Origin of the sequence: Paraburkholderia bannensis (genome assembly GCF_014200455.1) — a bacterium.
GTDB classification, from domain to species: Bacteria; Pseudomonadota; Gammaproteobacteria; order Burkholderiales; family Burkholderiaceae; genus Paraburkholderia; species Paraburkholderia bannensis_A.
Genome location: NZ_JACHBW010000021.1, coordinates 60,673 through 77,042, shown reverse-complemented (window position 1 = coordinate 77,042; position 16,370 = coordinate 60,673). Strand labels below are relative to the sequence as shown.

Genomic DNA, 16,370 nt, shown 5'->3' with positions numbered 1-16,370 from the left:
TGAGCATGCAATGAGCGCACTCGTTGCGCTCGCAACTGGAGAGTCGGGCCATGAGTACCATTGAGTTCGTGCCGGAATCGCCGGCCTCGTTCGGCAGCGTGCAAGGCTTGCTGGCGCGCGTGCTGGATGTCACGCTGATCGTCGTCTGCGCGCGGCTGGCTACGAGCCTGCATGCCACCGATAGCATTTCGCAGGGCGTGGAAGGCGCATTTACGCTTTTTGCCTGCGCGTTCACGCTGGCGGTGTTCCCGGTGTTCGGCGTGTATCAGTCGTGGCGCGGGCGCTCGATCCTGCGGCTGGTTTCGCGGGTCGTGCTGGCGTGGATGGTGGTGGACGTCTGCGCGCTGGTGATGATGTTCGCGGTGCATCGCGCCGACGCCGTCTCGCGCCTGTGGTTCAGCTGGTGGATCGGCTACACGGCGGTGGCGATGGTGGGCGCGCGGCTGATCGTGCGCGCGGCGCTGTCCCGCGCGCGTCATGCGGGCATGAACCTGCGCAACGTGGCGATCGTGGGCTACGGCGAGCATTGCCAGCATATCGTCGAGCGTATCCAGCAGGCCCCCGCCACGGGCTTTCGCGCCATGGCCGCTTACGACGCGAAGCCCGCGGGCGGCGCTTCAATCATCGGCGTGCCGGCCTATGCAGGCCCGGATAACTTTGCGAGTTTTGTCGATTTCGTGCGCCGTAACGGCATTCAGGAAGTATGGCTCGCGCTTCCGCTCTGCGAAGAGCAGGCGATCCTGCAATGCGTGAATGCGTTTCGCGACGACCTGGTGAACGTGCGCTTCATTCCCGATGTGCGCAGCATGGCGCTGTTCGGCAGCGCGATGATCGATCTGATTGGGATGCCGGCGATGAATCTGGTGGCGTCGCCCATGCCCGCTCATGCGCTGGCGAAGAAAGAGATTTTCGACCGCGTCTTTGCGGCTGCGGCGCTATTTGCCTTGCTGCCCGTGTTCATCGCGGTAAGCATTGCCGTGAAGCTTTCTTCGCCCGGGCCGGTGTTCTTCACGCAAAAGCGCATGGGCGCGGATGGCCGCGTATTTCGCATCTACAAGTTTCGCACCATGCGCCAGCACGCCGAAGTGGCGGGACAGGTCGTTCAAGCTACGCGCAACGACTCGCGCATCACGAAGATTGGCGGGATTCTGCGCCGCACGAGCATGGATGAATTGCCGCAGTTCCTTAACGTGCTGCGCGGTGAAATGTCCGTGGTCGGCCCGCGTCCGCACGCGATCGAGCACGACGAACTCTATCGCAAGGTCGTCAACGGGTATATCCATCGCTACCGCATCAAGCCCGGCATCACGGGCTGGGCACAGGTGAATGGCTATCGCGGCGAGACCGATCGCGTGGAAAAAATGGAGCGCCGCGTCGAGCACGATCTCTACTACCTTCACCACTGGTCGTTCGCGCTCGACATGCGCATCGTGGCGGCCACCGTTCTCAAGGGGCTCGTGCATAGCAACGCATATTGATCGCGCCTTCATGGGTGCAGCGATCGGGAAATGGCGGGCGCGGGGGGAAATCGCGTCTGATCCGGGGTCTTCGATCGTTGTCCTGAGTATCCTCTCAACGTTGGGGAAGAATGATCGTGTTCATCCAGATGCTGGAAGGGTTTATCGTTGCCGCCATCCTGCACGCGTGCCAGAGAGCACGCGGCGCGATGCGCGCGGCGCGCCGCGTTTTACGCCGTTCAATGCAGTCTCGCCGCCTGGGCCGCGGCGGACTGGCGGCGCTCATCGCCATTCTTGCGCTTGCCGGCGCACTCGCGGGCTGCTCGAGCGCGCCGGGTATGCGGATGTCGCAACCCGCAACCTTGCCCACGGGCGAAGGCACGGATAGCGCGGATGGCGCGTCTAGCGATTCCGCGCAGGCCCAGCAGCAGATTCCCATCACCGAGATCAATCTGCGGCTGATCCAGCAGTTGCGCGCCGCCGCCGCGCCTGACAACACCTGGACGATGCTCGAAGCCTCCAGCCAGCCCCTGCATTACACGCTGGGACCCGGCGATGTGCTCGACATTACCGTCTGGGACCACCCGGAACTGATCGCCGCGCAGAGCGGCCAGGCCAATAGCGTGTCGGCGCAACGCTCGGCGGATCCGGCGCCCGGCTTCGTGATCGATCAGGACGGCTATCTACAGTTTCCCTATGTGGGTCGCGAGCACGTTGCGGGCATGCATATCGAAGACGTGCAACGTCTCGTGCAATCGCGGCTTTCCGAGGTCTACCAGAAACCGCAGGTAACGGTGCGCATCGTTTCGTATCGCTCGAAGCAGATCTACGTAGACGGCGAAGTGCAGTCGCCCGGCTCGCTTGCCATCAACGACGTGCCGATGACGCTCTATCAGGCCGTGGCACGCGCCGGCGGCTTCACGAAGAATGCCGATCAAAGCCAGATGGTGCTGGTGCGCGACGGCAAGTCGTATCGGCTCGATTTGCCCGCCATGCTTGCGCGCAACGAAAACCCCGCGAAAATCCGCTTGCAAAAGGGCGACCTGCTGCGCGTGGTGGCGCGCGAAGACAACGGCGTCTATGTGATGGGCGAAGTGTCGAAGCCCGTGACGGCGGTACCCATGCGTAACGGCAAGCTGATGCTCAGCGATGCGATTTCGCAGGCCGGCAGCATTGACTCCAACACAGCCGATCCACAACAGCTCTATGTCATTCGCGGCGCGGAAGGCACCCAGCCGCAGGTCTATCACCTGGACGCGCGCTCGCCGGTGTCGATGATTCTCGCCAACCAGTTCCAGCTGCAATCGAACGATGTCGTCTATGTCGACAGCAACGGGCTCGTACGCCTCTCGCGCGTGCTGAACCTCCTTCTTCCGGCCATTAACGCGGGCCTTACCGCAGCGGTGTTGACGAAATGAACGCACCTACTCCTCGCCTCGTTCGAGAGCCCGCTGCCGATCACCTGAGCGCCGTGCCGCCGGTGGAAACGCAGCCGCTCGCCGCGCAAATGGATGTGCCGCTATCGATGTGGTTCTCGCGCATCGCGGAAAGCTGGCGGCTGATTCTCGCGATGACCGTGCTCGCCTTGCTGCTCGGCGGTCTCTATGCCTTCGTCGCGACGCCTGTGTATGAAGCGCAGTCGCTGATCCAGATTCTCGACAACCAGCTGTCGTCGAAAGACCGCGATTCGCTGGGCGAGCTGGCTTCGATCTTCGACAGAAGCGGTACGGCAGCGGCGGAAATCGAGCTGCTGCGCTCCGATCTCGTGGTCGGCCAGGCCGTCTCGCGGCTGCATCTGGATATCGAGGTGCAGCCGCATTACTTTCCGCTGATAGGTGCAGCGCTCGCGCGGCATGTACCGGCGGGCGAGCTGGCGCCGCCGCGCTTCGGTCTCTCGCAGTACGCGTGGGGCGGCGAGCAGGTGGTGATCAGCGCGCTCGATCTGCCGCCGCGCTTGATGCGCGAAGGCGTGGTGCTGGTCGCGCAGGGCGGCGAGGCGTACAGCCTCGTCACGAAGGGCGGACAACTCGTGCTCAACGGCCGGGCAGGCACGACGGCGACCGCGCAATCCGGTGGCGATACGGTGACGGTGCGCGTGGATACGCTGGTGGCTCGCCCCGGCACGCAGTTCGGCGTGACCAGGGTGTCGCTCGAACATGCCACGAGCGAATTGCAAAGCCATCTCACCGTGGCGGAAAAGGCCAAGCAGTCCGGCATGATCGGCGTGAGTCTGCATGGCAACGACGCCGCGCGCACGGCGCTGATCCTCAACACGATCACCGAGCAATACGTCAAGCAGAACATCGATAGCCGCTCCGGCGAAGCCGAGCATACGCTCGCCTTCCTTGAGCAGCAGCTGCCGCAACTGCGCGCGGAACTCGAAGACGCCGAAGAGAAGTACAACCGCTTTCGCAATGAAAACGGCTCGGTCGATCTGAGCGAGGAAAGCCGTCTGCTGCTGCAACAGGTGGTGGATGACAAGACCAAGCTCGTCGATCTCCAGCAGCAGCGCGACGAGATGATCCAGCGCTTCACGCCGAAGCATCCGGCGGTCGCCGCGCTCGATGCGCAGATGGGCACGTTGCGCCAGCAGATGGCCGATCTCTCCGCGCGGGTGGAGAAGATGCCCGATACCGAGCAGAACGCGCTGCGCCTGATGCGAGACGTGCGCGTGGACACGCAGCTCTATACCAATCTGCTCAACAACGCGCAGCAGTTGCGTGTGGTGAAGGCCGGGCAGGTGGGCAGCGTGCGCGTGGTCGATCATGCGTCCACGCCGGAATATCCGGTGCGGCCGAATCGATCGGTGATCCTGCTGTTCTCCGCCTTGCTGGGTGTGCTCGTCGGTGTGGGCATCGCGCTGTGCCGCAAGATGGTGTTTGGCGGCGTGGAGCACTCCAAGGAGATCGAGCATGTGATCGGCGTGCCGGTCTACGCGGTGGTGCCGCGCAGCCCGGCGCAACTGAAGATCTACGAAGCGATGAAGCGCGGCACCCGCGCCCAGCATGTGCTCGCGGGTTGCGCGGCGCACGACGTGGCGATCGAAGGGATCCGCAATCTGCGTACCGCGATGCAGTTCGGACTACTGGCGGCCAGCAACAATATCGTCGCGATCACGGGCCCGCGCAACAAGGTCGGCAAGTCGTTCGTGTCGGTCAACTTTGCCGCGGTGCTGGCGCTGGGCGGCAAGCGCACCGTCATCGTCGACGGCGATATGCGGCGCGGCGATATTCACGAGTATCTCAACATCCGCCGCCGGCCCGGTCTATCGGATGTGATCGCGGGTGCGGATCTCGATAGTGCGCTGGTCCGCAACGTGCTGCCCGGTCTCGACGCGCTGCCGCAAGGCACCGTGCCGCCCAATCCTTCCGAATTGCTGATGAGCGAGCGCTTTCGCTCGCTGCTGGACGAGCTTTCCGCGCGCTACGACGTGGTCTTGATCGATACGCCGCCGGTGCTGGCCGTGACCGATGCCGCGCTGATCGCGCGCCGCGCGGGCGCCACGCTGCTTGTCTGCCGTCATGGCCGCGATGCCTTGTCCGGCATCGGCGAGACGGTGCGGCGGCTGCGTCATGGCGGCATTGCCGTGAAGGGCGTGGTGCTCACCGATGTGCCGCGCGGCCCCTTTGGATACGGCTCGAATTTCCCCACCTACGCGGCAGATGCCGTGGAACTGCACTGAAATCACACCGCACGGGACGTGCGCGCACACTGGAGAGCGCCATCATGGAACGCAAGGTTGCACTGGTCACCGGCATCACGGGGCAGGACGGTTCTTATCTCGCGGAACTGTTGCTCGACAAGGGTTACGAGGTGCACGGCGTGAAGCGCCGCGCCTCGCTGTTCAATACCGACCGCATCGACCATCTCTATCAGGACCCGCATCAGAAGGGCCGCAACTTCGTGCTGCATCACGGCGACCTGACCGATTCGACCAACCTCATCCGCATCATCCAGACGGTGCGGCCCACGGAGATTTACAACCTCGCGGCGCAGAGCCATGTGGCGGTCTCGTTCGAAGAGCCGGAATACACGGCCAATGCCGACGGAGTGGGCACGCTGCGCATTCTGGAAGCCATCCGTATCCTTGGCATGACTAAGGAAACACGTTTCTATCAGGCATCGACGTCGGAGCTTTATGGTCTGGTGCAGGAAATCCCGCAGACCGAGCGCACGCCGTTCTACCCGCGCAGCCCGTATGCGGTAGCCAAGCTGTACGCCTACTGGATCACGGTGAATTACCGCGAGGCGTATGGCATGTACGCCTGCAACGGCATCCTTTTCAATCATGAAAGCCCCAATCGCGGCGAAACCTTCGTCACGCGCAAGATCACGCGCGCCATCGCCCGCATCAAGCTGGGCCTGCAAAAGACGCTTTATCTGGGCAACCTCGATGCAAAGCGCGACTGGGGCCATGCGCGCGATTACGTGCAGATGCAGTGGTTGATGCTCCAGCAGGAACATCCCGAGGATTTCGTGATCGCCACGGGCGTGCAGTACCGCGTGCGTGATTTCGTCGAAGCGGCGGCGACGGAAATGGGCATCGAGATCGCATGGAGTGGTGACGGCGCGCAGGAAATCGGCACGGTGGCCGGCGTGAGCGACGGCAAGCACGTGAAGCCCGGCGACGTGATCGTGCGCATCGATCCGCGTTACTACCGCCCGACCGAAGTGGAGACGCTGCTGGGCGACCCCACCAGGGCGAGGGAGAAATTGGGCTGGGAGCCGACCACGAGCTTCGAGCAGCTGGTGAAGGAAATGGTCTGGTCCGACTACGAGCTGGCCGGACGCGACGAGCTGGTGAAAGAGCACGGCTACATCGCCTACGACTACCACGAATGAGTGCGAGTGACTGTGAGTCACTGCTAGAGCAAGGAGCGGATCATGGAGAACGAACGCAAGCGCGTGTACATCGCGGGCCACCGCGGCATGGTGGGCGCGGCCATCGCCCGCATTCTGGCGCTTCGGCCCGATGTCCAACTCATTACGCGCACGCATGCCGAGCTGGATTTGACGAGCCAGGAGGCGGTGCGCGCCTTCTTTCGCGAACAATCGATCGATGAGGTCTACCTTGCCGCTGCGAAGGTGGGCGGCATCTTCGCCAACGATCACTATCCCGCCGACTTCATCTATCAGAACCTGATGATCGAAGCGAACGTGATTCACGAAGCGTGGCGTGCGGGCGTGCAGCGCCTGCTGTTTCTCGGCTCCAGCTGCATCTATCCGAAGTTCGCGGACCAGCCCATCGACGAAGCAGCGTTGCTGAGCGGCAAGCTCGAACCCACCAACGAGCCTTATGCGATCGCCAAGATCGCGGGCATCAAGCTGTGCGAGAGCTATAACCGCCAGTTCGGCGAGTCGCACGGCACCGACTATCGCAGCGTGATGCCGACCAATCTCTACGGCCCCGGCGACAACTACAGCCAGCAGACCAGTCATGTGGTGCCGGCGCTGATCCGCCGCTTTCACGAAGCGCGCAGCAAGGGCGATCGGACGGTGCAGGTATGGGGATCGGGCCGTCCTCGTCGGGAATTCCTCTATGTCGACGATATGGCGGCTGCGAGCGTCTACGTCATGGAAATGGATCGCGCGCTTTATGGGCAATGCACCTCGCCGATGCAAAGCCATATCAACGTCGGCTTTGGCAGCGATGTGACGATCGCCGAACTCGCGCAGACGATTGCGGGCGTGGTCGATTACGGCGGCGAGGTGCAGTTCGATGTGTCGATGCCCGATGGCACGCCGCGCAAGCTGATGAACAGCGCACGCCTGCGCGCGCTGGGCTGGCAGCCGACGGTGGCATTGGCGGATGGTCTCGCGCGCGCCTATAACGCCTTCCTTGGCGCGCACGAAGCGCACGAAGCGCATGAAGCACGTGAAGCGCAGCCCGTGCGCGGGCTGGTGAGCGCCTGAATCCGACGAATGCCACGCATATGACCAGCTTTCGCATCGTTCAACCCGAGATCAAGGAGCACGGTTGCGGCGTGTCGGATCACTCCGGCGTGCTCGTGCGGCTGTTGCGCGAGCGCCAGCGCGAGGCGCAGCGCTACGCGGTGCCCAATCGCGCTGCCGCGCGCACCGTGCCGGTGGTGGCGGGCGACGTGTGGATCCTGCAACTGTCGATCTACGGCTTTAGCCGCAAGGGCGTGCCGCTCTGGCTGCCAGCCTTCGTCGATGCGGCGCGCGCGCGGGGCGTGAGGGTGGTGGTCTACTTTCACGAGCTTTGGGTGCTGGTCGCGCGCGGCTTGTCGAGCGCGTACTGGCTCGCGCCAATGCAGCGGCGCATCTGCGAACGCATCGCCGAACTTGCGGACTACGCGTTCTTCAACACCGACTGGGCCTATACGTGGGGCGTCGAACGCATGGGCGAACGCGCGATCTACTCGCCCACGTTCTCCAACGTGGGCGAACCCGATGCGGTAAGCGCCTGGCGCGATCGAGACGACGTGGCGGTGGTGTTCGGTTCGGCGCGCACACGTGAAGAGATCTATCGCGAAGTCTTGCCGGCGCTGACGGAGCAACTGGGACGCGGCCACATCGAGCGCGTGGTCGACATCGGCAGCGGCGGCCCGTGGCTCGACAAGGTGGCGCAGGCCTTCATGCCCTGGCCCTTCGAAGCGACCGGCCCGCTGCCATCCGAAGTGATCTCGCAACGCCTGATGCGAGCGAAGTGGGGCTTGTTCAACACGCCGTGGGGCCAGGCGTCGAAGTCGAGCGTCTATGCGGCCTACGCATGTCACGGCGTCGCGCCCGTGTCGATCTTCGACGGTGTGGGCAACTATCCGGTGCCGACGAATTACCCGCTGCCGGAGCGTCATTTCCTCACGCGCAACGCGTTTCGCGAAGCAGACGATTCGCTCGATACGACCTCGGCGGCGATTGGCGCACGCGTCTTCGCCGAGCACGCGCGCAGCGCCCAACTGATCGAAAAGATCGTGGAGATTACCTCATGAACGGTGCAGCGGTGGGTAGCGCGCGGCGCGGCAAGACAGTCGCGGTTTTTCATCCGGGCTTGCAGCATTCGCATCAGCTTGCCTGGGGGCTCTACGAGCGCGGCATGCTGCAGACGTTCTGGTCCGGCGTGCCGGTGCAATGTGTGGATGACAAGCCGCCCGCATACATTCCCGCACAATGGCGCAAGAAGATACGCAGCACGGCCGTTCCGCAGGCGCTGCGCCGCCATCCTGTCTGGTGGCAGATGCTGTTGCGCGCGCGTTCGCTCGCACGTACCGCGCCGACGCGCCACGACTACGCGCATCGCGTGTTTCACTGGTTCGACTGGTGGGTGGCACAACAGGTGCGAGCGTTGAAGCCGGCCGCCGTGGTGGGCTATGAAAATTCGGCCTGGCATACCTTCAAGGCCGCGCGTGAAGTGGGCGCGACCTGCATCCTCGACGCCCCGTCGCTGCATCATGAAGATGCGAAGCGCCTGATCGAGGTGCACTCGAACGGCTATATCGACGAGATCAATCGCCGCAAGGACGAAGAGGTGCAACTGGCCGATCTCGTCATCACCTGCTCGGATATGGCGCGCGAATCGTATCTGCGTGCGGGCGTGGACGAACGCAAGGTGCGCTCGGTGCTGTTGGGCGCAGAGCTGCCGGCGGGCGTTGCGCGGCGTGCGGAAACGGCGCGGCCCGTGCAGTTCATCTTTGCGGGCACGCTGTCTTCGCGCAAGTCGATCGATCTGATTCTCGATGCGTTCGCGCGCCTGAACGCGCAGCGCCATTGCGCCGATCTCACGCTCGTGGGCGGCACCGAGGAGCCGCAATGGCTCACGCTCGCGAAGCAGGTGCTGCATGTGCGCTGTCTCGCGGGCGTACCGCAGAAAGAGCTTTACGCCTTGTTTGCCGACGCCGATTGCCTGCTGCTGCCTTCGCGCTTCGACGCTTTCGGCATGGTCGTGGTGGAGGCGATGGCGACCGGCACGCCGGCCATCGTTTCGACGATGACGGGCGCACGCGAAGTCATCTCGCGCTTTCCCGGTAGCGGATGGGTGGTCGAGCCCACCGAAGAAGCGATCTATCAATCGATGCGCGAGAAAGTGATGGACCGCGCTTCGATACGCGAAGCATCGGAAAGTTCGCTCGCGGCCTCGCGCTATTTCACGTGGCGCGCGTATCGCGGACGCGTCGCGGACCTGATCGCCGAAACGCTGGAGTAGCCGATGCGCATGCCTATGCCCCACGCGAATGTGATCGAGCGCGAGCCGCTGCGCTTCGATTTCGTGCTCGTGTTGACCGTGATCCTCGTAACGGTGTTCGAAGGCGCGGTGCGCAAATGGATCGCGCCCGGCCTGACGAGCCCGCTGCTGCTTTGCCGTGACGCCGCCGCGTTTGTGCTGGTCATGCGCAGCGCGCTGCGCGGGCGCTTCGCGGCGATGCCATTCGCGACCCAATGCCTGCTGGCGTGGACCTTCGTGGTGGCGGGCTGGGGACTGTTCCAGATCATCGTGCTGCAAGGGCCGATCGTGCTGTTTCTGCTGGGCCTGCGCTTCTGGCTGCTGTACTTCTGGATGGCGCTGGCGATGGCCTGCACGCTCACGAATACGGAGGTCGTGCGCGTGATGCGCGTGATGATCGCGCTGGGCATCGTCATGACGCCGCTCGTGATGCTCCAGCATTTTCTGCCGCCGTCGTCGCCGCTCAACGTGCAGCCCGATACCGACGAAGACGCCATCTTTCGCGTGAGCGCCGATATCGTGCGTGTGAGCGGCACCTTCACGTTCACGATGGGCTTTGCGTGTTTCATCGCGGTGGTGTCGCCGCTTGCGATCAGCACGGCATGGCGGGGCATACGCCTGTACCGCCACGGCTGGCTCGCGGTGGTGGCGTTTATCGCCGTGGCAATTTCCACGCTCGTGAGCGGTTCGCGCGCGTCCATCATGTTCTTCGGCGGGCTGCTCGCGGTGCAGACGCTCGCGGGCTTTGGCGCCGCGAAAACCGGCAAGGCGTTGATGCAGTCGATCGCGCGCACGGTGCTCGCCGTGGTGGCCCTCGTGGTGACGCTCGGACTCTTTAGCGATGCGCTCGTTGCCACCCAGGAGCGCTTCCAGACCGCGGCCGCCGATGAAGATGTGATGGGCCGTATCGAAACCGAATTGCTGGGCGAGCCAGCGGCGCGCAAGGAAATGACCTTCGTGGGCCACGGGCTGGGCGCGGGCACCAACGCGGGATCGGTGCTGCTGACAGGCGAGAACGCGTTCGAGCTGGCCGAGTCCGAACCCGCGCGCGTGCTGCTGGAAATGGGCGTGGTGGGCTTCGCGTGGCTGCTTGCGAAGTGCCTGATGTTCGCGGTGGGTATATCGCGCAGCCTCGTGCGGCTCGTGCGCTGCGGTGAGACCTTGCCGCTGCTGATGTGGGCTACCACCGCATACGGCATGTCGTCGTGGCCGGTGAGCGGGCAGGTGAGCGCGAACGCGTTCGGCTATATCGCTTTGGGGCTGGCGCTGTGCGCGACGAGAGACCTGCCGGTGACCTTGCCGCTCGGCGAACCGGTGCTCAACTGGGGAGCGCGCTCATGAAATTGCTGCTGGTAGGCAACTATCCCTCCGATGGCCAGAAAAGCATGCAAGCCTACGCGCAAATGCTGTTGAGCGGGCTGCGCGCGGCAGGTGTGGAAGTGGAATTGATTGCGCCGCGCGCGGTGCTGTTGCGCGCGAATGCATCGGAGGAGGGGCTCGCGAAGTGGATCGGCTATATCGACAAGTTCGTGATTTTTCCGTTTTTTCTGGCGCGTGCGGCGCGCCGCTTCGATCGCACGCATGTCTGCGACCACTCGAACGGCATGTATCTGTTCTGGCTGCCGCGCGAGCGCAGCAGCATCACCTGTCATGATGTGATTGCGATTCAGGCGGCGCGCGGACTGGTCGATGGCTGGCAGACGCGTTTTACAGGCAAGGTGCTGCAGGCGCTGAATTTTCACGGCATGGCGCGCGCGCGGCGCATCGTTTGCGTGTCGGATCTGACCCGCGCGCATCTGCTGGATCTCAGCGAGGATTTCACGCAGCGTGCTTTTGTCGTGCGCAATGCGCTGCATAGCGCGTTTCATCCGGATGCGGGCTGGCGCGACACGCTCGCCAAAAACGGCTACGCAGCGCTGGGCGAGCATCCGTATTTTCTGCATGTCGGCTCCGAACATCCTCGCAAGAATCGTGTGGCCGTCGCACGCATCTTCGCGCATCTGCAGCGCCTGCCGCGTTTCGCCGATGCTCAACTGGTCTTCATTGGGCCGCCGCCCAATGCCGCCATGCGAGAGGTGATCGCCACAGGCGGTTTCGCGACGCGCGTGCATTCGATCGAAGACGTTTCGCACGATCTGCTCGTGGCGCTTTATTCGGGTGCGCAAGCGATGATTTTTCCATCGCTCAACGAAGGTTTCGGCTGGCCCGTGATCGAGGCGCAGGCGTGCGGTTGCCCGGTTTTCGCATCGGGCATCGACCCATTGCCCGAAGTGGGCGGCGCGGCGGCGCTCTATTTCGATCCCGCCGATTCGGCGCGCGCGGCGGAACTGGTGGCCGCGGCGAACTTCGAGCGTATGACGCTGGCCGGGCTGGATAACGCGGCGCGCTTCAGCATCGAAGAGATGACCCGCAGGCTTATCGCCACGCTCGGCCTGCATGCATCGCGATCTACCGTTATTCATGAGGAATCCATAGGGACGCACGCATGAAGATACTGCATATTCTGCCTTCGACGAATCCCCAGTTGGGCGGCACGGTGGAAGCGGTCCGCCAGTCGGGGGCGTGGCTTTGCGCAGCGGGCCATACCGTCGACGTGCTGTCGCTCGACGATCCCGGCGAGGCGCATGTTGCCGCGTTCTCGCTGCCGGTGCATGCAATCGGGCCTTCGGCCGGGCATTATCGCTATAACTCGCGCCTCGTGCCGTGGCTGCGCGCGAACGCGCAGCGCTACGACGCCGTCATCGTCAACGGGCTGTGGCAATACCACAGCTTTGGCGCGTGGCGCGCTCTGCGGCGCTCGCGCGTGCCGTATTTCGTGTTCACACACGGCATGCTCGATCCGTGGTTCAAGCGCACGTATCCGCTCAAGCATCTGAAGAAGTGGCTTTATTGGCCGTGGTCCGAATACCGGCTGTTGAGGGATGCCAGCGCGGTGCTGTTCACCAGCGAAGAAGAACGTCTGCTCTCGCGCGATTCGTTCTGGCTGTATCGCGCGAAGGAGCACATCGTGCCCTGTGGAACCGCGAGCCCGCCCGTGCAAGGCGAATCCCTGCGCGATGCGTTCTTCGCGCGTCATCCGCATTTGCGCGGCAAGCGCCTGATGCTGTTCCTGAGCCGTGTGCATCCGAAGAAGGGCTGCGATCTGCTGATCGAGGCATTCGCACGTCGGGCTCAGGCTCACCCTGACTGGCAGCTCGTGGTGGCCGGGCCCGAAAGCGGCAACCTGGGCGAGCGACTGCGCGCACGTGCGAGCGAGCTGGGCTTGAGCGAGCGCATCACCTGGACCGGCATGCTCGAAGGCGACGATAAATGGGCGGCGTTCTATGCGAGCGACGTGTTCGTACTGCCTTCGCATCAGGAGAATTTCGGCATCGTGATCGCGGAGGCGCTGGCCTGCCAGTTGCCGGTGCTCATTACCAACAAGGTCAATATCTGGCGAGAGGTGCTGGAAAACGAGGCCGGTTTCGTCAGCGACGACACTGTGGATGGCGTCGAACATAGCCTGGACCGCTGGCTGAGACTGAAACTGGGCGATAAGGAACGCATGAAAGTGCGCGCGCAATCGCTCTACGAATCGCACTTCACCGTGAAGGCGATGGCGCACGGCCTGATCGACGCCGTCGAGCGCTTCGCGTGAACCGGATGGAGCGCGCCATGTATCAGGATCTTTCGCAATTCAGCGTGCCGGCGGGTTTTCGCGGCCGCTCGAAATGGTTCGTGCAGTGCTGGTGGATTGCGCAGGCGCTGCTGTTCAAGCCCTCGCCGCAATTCGCCTATGGCTTTCGCGCGTGGCTGCTGCGCCGCTTTGGCGCGAGCGTGGGGCGCAATACGGTGATACGGCCTTCCGTGACGATCACGTATCCGTGGAAGGTCAGCATCGGCGATTACGCATGGATTGGCGATAACTCCGTGCTGTACAGCCTGGGCGAAATCGTCGTGGGAGATCACGCAGTGGTCTCGCAGGGCTGCTATCTGTGCGCGGGAGATCACGATGCCACGCAGGAGAACTTCCCGATTCGCGCGCGCGATATCCGTGTGGCTGAGCAGGCGTGGGTGGCATCGGATGTATTTGTGGGGCCGGGCGTGACGATCGGCCGAGGGGCGATCGTGGGCGCGCGCAGCAGCGTGTTCGGCGATATGCCCGAGGGCATGGTGTGTTTTGGCCACCCGTGCCAGCCGGTGAGGCGGCGCGTGCCGCAGCCGCAGTAGGCTCGGTAGTTAAGCGCGGCAGTTCGGCGAGGTGCTTACCAGGGGGCTTTGTAGACGGTGCGGTTTGCGCCGTTCGAGTAGATGGACGTCGGGAAGGGGGCGGGGAAGACTTCCGCGCGGTTCGCAGTAGCCAGCCGCGTTGGCGTCGAGCGGCGCGTCGCGACGCGCGTGGCGGAGGTGGCGTCACCATCGCCCGACGCGCCTGGGTTGTTGTCCTTCGGCACGCGCGGCAAGCCCAGGAGTGGTTGCTCGTTGGTGCGCGACGCGTCTTTGGCCGCCAGTCCGCTGTCGCTCGTGGGAGAAGACGCCTCAAGCGACGCCTCAAGCGACGCCTCAAGCGAATCCTCAGGCGCAGGCGGGGCCGTTGCGCCGGAGCTTTGCCCGTGAGCCGTGTTATCGCCCGAGGCGGCATTGGCCTGCGCGCAGCTCAGCAGGATGATCAAGGCAGAAAGAAGCGCCATCGATAGAGTCGAGTGTTTCATCGTAGTCCGAATTAAATTGAGTCAAGCGTTGAGCGAAAGAATCCGCAGCCGGTCGCCACGATTATAGGCATCGCCGGTCGGCAAACCAAACCCTTTCCGGGAACGACGGTCACGATGAGCACTCCACACAGCGAGACCTCAGGCGAAGCGCACTATCTGGCCGACGACGCCGCCTCTGCGCGCGCTGCGCGCAAGTCGGGCGGCCTGCCGGTCTTTGTGGCCAAGTTTCTCTCGCGCGAGGCGCTGGTGCAGGGGCTCAACTTCGTTGGCGGCATCTGGGTCGTGCGCGCGCTCACGGTGCATGAATACGCGTGGTACACCATCGCCATCACCATGCTGGGGGCGGGCGCTGTGTTGAGCGATATGGGCGTGAGCGCCGCGCTCATCAGTCTGGCCGGGCGGCTGTGGCCCGATCTCCCCAAGGTGAACCGGATCTTCACGGTGGCGTACGAAGCGCGCGCGAAATTCTTTGCCTTGTTCGGCACGGCGGTATTTGCCGCGGGCTTCTTTTTGCTGATGAAAGCGCAGGCTTCGTGGCTATGGGCCGCCGCGATCATGGCGTGCGTGGTGGCGGCGACGTTCTTCCAGCTCAATTTCAGCCTGCTTTCCGTGCTGCCGAAGCTTGAGCAGAACCTCAAGGCGCTGCAGCAGATCACGATTTCCGGCGCAGCGCTGCGGCTGGTACTGCTGGCCGCTTTGCTCGTTTCGGCCAATACGCTCACTGCATTGTGCGCGGCGCTCGTCGCCATGGCCTGGCAGGCGTGGGCGCTGCGCCGCCGCTATGACATCGCCGATCAGGATATGCAGTTTCCGCTCGACGAAGCGCGCGCGGAGTTTTCGAAAGTCGCGCGCCGCCAGGCGCCGGCATCGATCTACTTCTGCATTCAAGGCCAGCTCAACGTGCTGTTGCTTGGCTATTTCGGCAGCGCCACGCAGGTCGCGCAACTGGGCGCGCTGGGGCGTATTTCAGCCTTGTTGATGGTCGCGCAGTCGGTGTTCACCAGTATCGTCATGCCGCGTTTTGCCGTTCTGAAAGAGAAGGCCGACATGAAGCGCAAGTACGTGCTCGCGCTGGCGGCGTTTCTGGCGCTGATCGCGGCGTTCCTCTGCGTGGCCTGGCTATTTCCCGGCGTGGTGTTGTCGGTGCTTGGCGGCCAGTATGCGGGGATGCACGGCGAATTGCTGCTGGTTCTCGGCTCTGCCGCGCTCTACGTGATCGAGGCGCTGATTTACTCGTTGAATATGGCGCGCGCGTGGATCACGCCGTCGTGGATACAGGTGGTCGTCACGCTGGCGTTACAGGCCGTCTTGCTCGCCTTCATGCCCATCGATTCGATTGCGCGCGTCGTGATCTTTTCGTCGATCAGCCCGGTGGTGTCGATCGCCGTGTATCTGGCTTCGGCCGTGCTTCATTTCGGCAGGATGGAAGGATGAAAACCGTCATCGGCGAACTGCTCGTTTACCTCAATAACGCCCTGGCGAGCCGTTTGCCTTGGCAGTGCGTGAGACGCATCTGGTATCGCAATGTCATGGGCTTCAGCGTCGCGCCCAGTTCGGCGATCCTGATGGGCGTGACCTTCGACGCGCGGCGCGGCTTTGCGATGGGCGCGAACTCGGTCGTCAACGAAGAGGCGCGCATGGATACGCGCGGCGGCATCGTGCTCGGGTGCAATGTGTCGATCAGTTCGCGCGCGACGATTCTCACCGCCTCGCGCGATCCCAACAGTGCGGGGTCCGCCGGCTACGAAGGCGGCGTGGTGATTGGCGACTACGCGCGGATCGGCCTGGATGCACTCATCATGCCGGGTGTGATGATAGGCGAGGGCGCCGTGGTGGCGGCGGGCGCGGTGGTGACGGCATCGGTCGAACCGTATGCGATCGTTGCGGGCGTGCCCGCGCGCGCGATCGGGCGGCGTGACGATCAACTCGAAGACAGCACGCGTCACCGGCAGCCTTTCAAATGATGCAGCGGCAGCGTTCACGACACGGCGAACGGACGGCGTCGCGCAGACGCATCGTACGCTGGAGCCTGTCGATTTG

The 16,370-nt window shown here is 63.8% G+C and carries 14 protein-coding genes; 13 read left to right on the top strand and 1 reads right to left on the bottom strand.

Going from position 1 to position 16,370, the window contains the following annotated elements; translation table 11 throughout:
* Positions 1–50: 50 nt before the first annotated feature.
* From F4827_RS28700 to F4827_RS28650, 11 genes are all read left to right on the top strand, one after another.
* On the top strand, positions 51–1,478 hold the full coding sequence (locus tag F4827_RS28700; protein ID WP_183730334.1) for an undecaprenyl-phosphate glucose phosphotransferase: 1,428 nt from the start codon (positions 51–53) through the stop codon (positions 1,476–1,478).
* Between the two features lie 188 nt (positions 1,479–1,666).
* Positions 1,667–2,875: a polysaccharide biosynthesis/export family protein gene (locus F4827_RS28695; RefSeq protein ID WP_183730440.1), complete on the top strand. Its 1,209-nt coding sequence runs from the start codon at positions 1,667–1,669 to the stop codon at positions 2,873–2,875.
* Complete coding sequence (locus F4827_RS28690) at positions 2,872–5,139, top strand: polysaccharide biosynthesis tyrosine autokinase (protein ID WP_260175467.1); 2,268 nt, start codon at positions 2,872–2,874, stop codon at positions 5,137–5,139. Before F4827_RS28695 ends, F4827_RS28690 begins: the two co-directional genes overlap by 4 nt.
* Positions 5,140–5,183: 44 nt before the next feature.
* Complete coding sequence (gene gmd / locus F4827_RS28685) at positions 5,184–6,299, top strand: GDP-mannose 4,6-dehydratase (RefSeq protein ID WP_183730331.1); 1,116 nt, start codon at positions 5,184–5,186, stop codon at positions 6,297–6,299.
* A 42-nt stretch (positions 6,300–6,341) separates the two neighbouring features.
* Positions 6,342–7,370 (top strand): GDP-L-fucose synthase, encoded by a 1,029-nt coding sequence (locus tag F4827_RS28680; protein WP_183730328.1) that lies wholly within the window; start codon positions 6,342–6,344, stop codon positions 7,368–7,370.
* Between the two features lie 20 nt (positions 7,371–7,390).
* Positions 7,391–8,410, top strand: coding sequence for a hypothetical protein (locus F4827_RS28675; RefSeq protein ID WP_183730325.1), 1,020 nt, complete (start codon positions 7,391–7,393; stop codon positions 8,408–8,410).
* Positions 8,407–9,621, top strand: coding sequence for a glycosyltransferase (locus F4827_RS28670; RefSeq protein WP_183730322.1), 1,215 nt, complete (start codon positions 8,407–8,409; stop codon positions 9,619–9,621). The genes F4827_RS28675 and F4827_RS28670 overlap by 4 nt, the downstream gene beginning before the upstream one ends.
* A 9-nt stretch (positions 9,622–9,630) precedes the next feature.
* The gene (locus F4827_RS28665) at positions 9,631–10,980 is read left to right on the top strand and encodes a hypothetical protein (protein WP_183730319.1); all 1,350 of its coding nucleotides are present in this window, start codon (positions 9,631–9,633) and stop codon (positions 10,978–10,980) included.
* The gene (locus F4827_RS28660; protein ID WP_183730316.1) at positions 10,977–12,128 is read left to right on the top strand and encodes a glycosyltransferase family 1 protein; all 1,152 of its coding nucleotides are present in this window, start codon (positions 10,977–10,979) and stop codon (positions 12,126–12,128) included. Before F4827_RS28665 ends, F4827_RS28660 begins: the two co-directional genes overlap by 4 nt.
* Positions 12,125–13,276, top strand: a complete 1,152-nt coding sequence (locus F4827_RS28655) for a glycosyltransferase (RefSeq protein ID WP_183730313.1) — start codon at positions 12,125–12,127, stop codon at positions 13,274–13,276. Before F4827_RS28660 ends, F4827_RS28655 begins: the two co-directional genes overlap by 4 nt.
* 17 nt (positions 13,277–13,293) lie before the next feature.
* Positions 13,294–13,848 (top strand): putative colanic acid biosynthesis acetyltransferase, encoded by a 555-nt coding sequence (locus F4827_RS28650; RefSeq protein ID WP_183730310.1) that lies wholly within the window; start codon positions 13,294–13,296, stop codon positions 13,846–13,848.
* Between the two features lie 35 nt (positions 13,849–13,883).
* Here F4827_RS28650 and F4827_RS28645 read toward each other — a convergent pair whose 3' ends face one another.
* Positions 13,884–14,309: a hypothetical protein gene (locus F4827_RS28645; protein WP_183730307.1), complete on the bottom strand. Its 426-nt coding sequence runs from the start codon at positions 14,307–14,309 to the stop codon at positions 13,884–13,886.
* Positions 14,310–14,444: 135 nt separating this feature from the next.
* Here F4827_RS28645 and F4827_RS28640 point away from each other — a divergent pair, with 135 nt between their 5' ends.
* Together F4827_RS28640 and F4827_RS28635 are read left to right on the top strand one after the other, a co-directional pair.
* Complete coding sequence (locus F4827_RS28640) at positions 14,445–15,764, top strand: lipopolysaccharide biosynthesis protein (RefSeq protein WP_183730305.1); 1,320 nt, start codon at positions 14,445–14,447, stop codon at positions 15,762–15,764.
* Positions 15,761–16,294, top strand: a complete 534-nt coding sequence (locus F4827_RS28635) for a DapH/DapD/GlmU-related protein (protein WP_221303851.1) — start codon at positions 15,761–15,763, stop codon at positions 16,292–16,294. Before F4827_RS28640 ends, F4827_RS28635 begins: the two co-directional genes overlap by 4 nt.
* The last annotated feature ends 76 nt before the right edge of the window (positions 16,295–16,370 follow it).

Bases quoted from the DNA above. Each gene is read 5' to 3' on its own strand.
- F4827_RS28700 (WP_183730334.1), top strand. From the start codon at position 51: ATGAGTACCATTGAGTTCGTGCCGGAATCGCCGGCCTCGTTCGGCAGC.
- F4827_RS28695 (WP_183730440.1), top strand. From the start codon at position 1,667: ATGCGCGCGGCGCGCCGCGTTTTACGCCGTTCAATGCAGTCTCGCCGC.
- F4827_RS28690 (WP_260175467.1), top strand. From the start codon at position 2,872: ATGAACGCACCTACTCCTCGCCTCGTTCGAGAGCCCGCTGCCGATCAC.
- gmd (WP_183730331.1), top strand. From the start codon at position 5,184: ATGGAACGCAAGGTTGCACTGGTCACCGGCATCACGGGGCAGGACGGT.
- F4827_RS28680 (WP_183730328.1), top strand. From the start codon at position 6,342: ATGGAGAACGAACGCAAGCGCGTGTACATCGCGGGCCACCGCGGCATG.
- F4827_RS28675 (WP_183730325.1), top strand. From the start codon at position 7,391: ATGACCAGCTTTCGCATCGTTCAACCCGAGATCAAGGAGCACGGTTGC.
- F4827_RS28670 (WP_183730322.1), top strand. From the start codon at position 8,407: ATGAACGGTGCAGCGGTGGGTAGCGCGCGGCGCGGCAAGACAGTCGCG.
- F4827_RS28665 (WP_183730319.1), top strand. From the start codon at position 9,631: ATGCCTATGCCCCACGCGAATGTGATCGAGCGCGAGCCGCTGCGCTTC.
- F4827_RS28660 (WP_183730316.1), top strand. From the start codon at position 10,977: ATGAAATTGCTGCTGGTAGGCAACTATCCCTCCGATGGCCAGAAAAGC.
- F4827_RS28655 (WP_183730313.1), top strand. From the start codon at position 12,125: ATGAAGATACTGCATATTCTGCCTTCGACGAATCCCCAGTTGGGCGGC.
- F4827_RS28650 (WP_183730310.1), top strand. From the start codon at position 13,294: ATGTATCAGGATCTTTCGCAATTCAGCGTGCCGGCGGGTTTTCGCGGC.
- F4827_RS28645 (WP_183730307.1), bottom strand. From the start codon at position 14,309: ATGGCGCTTCTTTCTGCCTTGATCATCCTGCTGAGCTGCGCGCAGGCC.
- F4827_RS28640 (WP_183730305.1), top strand. From the start codon at position 14,445: ATGAGCACTCCACACAGCGAGACCTCAGGCGAAGCGCACTATCTGGCC.
- F4827_RS28635 (WP_221303851.1), top strand. From the start codon at position 15,761: ATGAAAACCGTCATCGGCGAACTGCTCGTTTACCTCAATAACGCCCTG.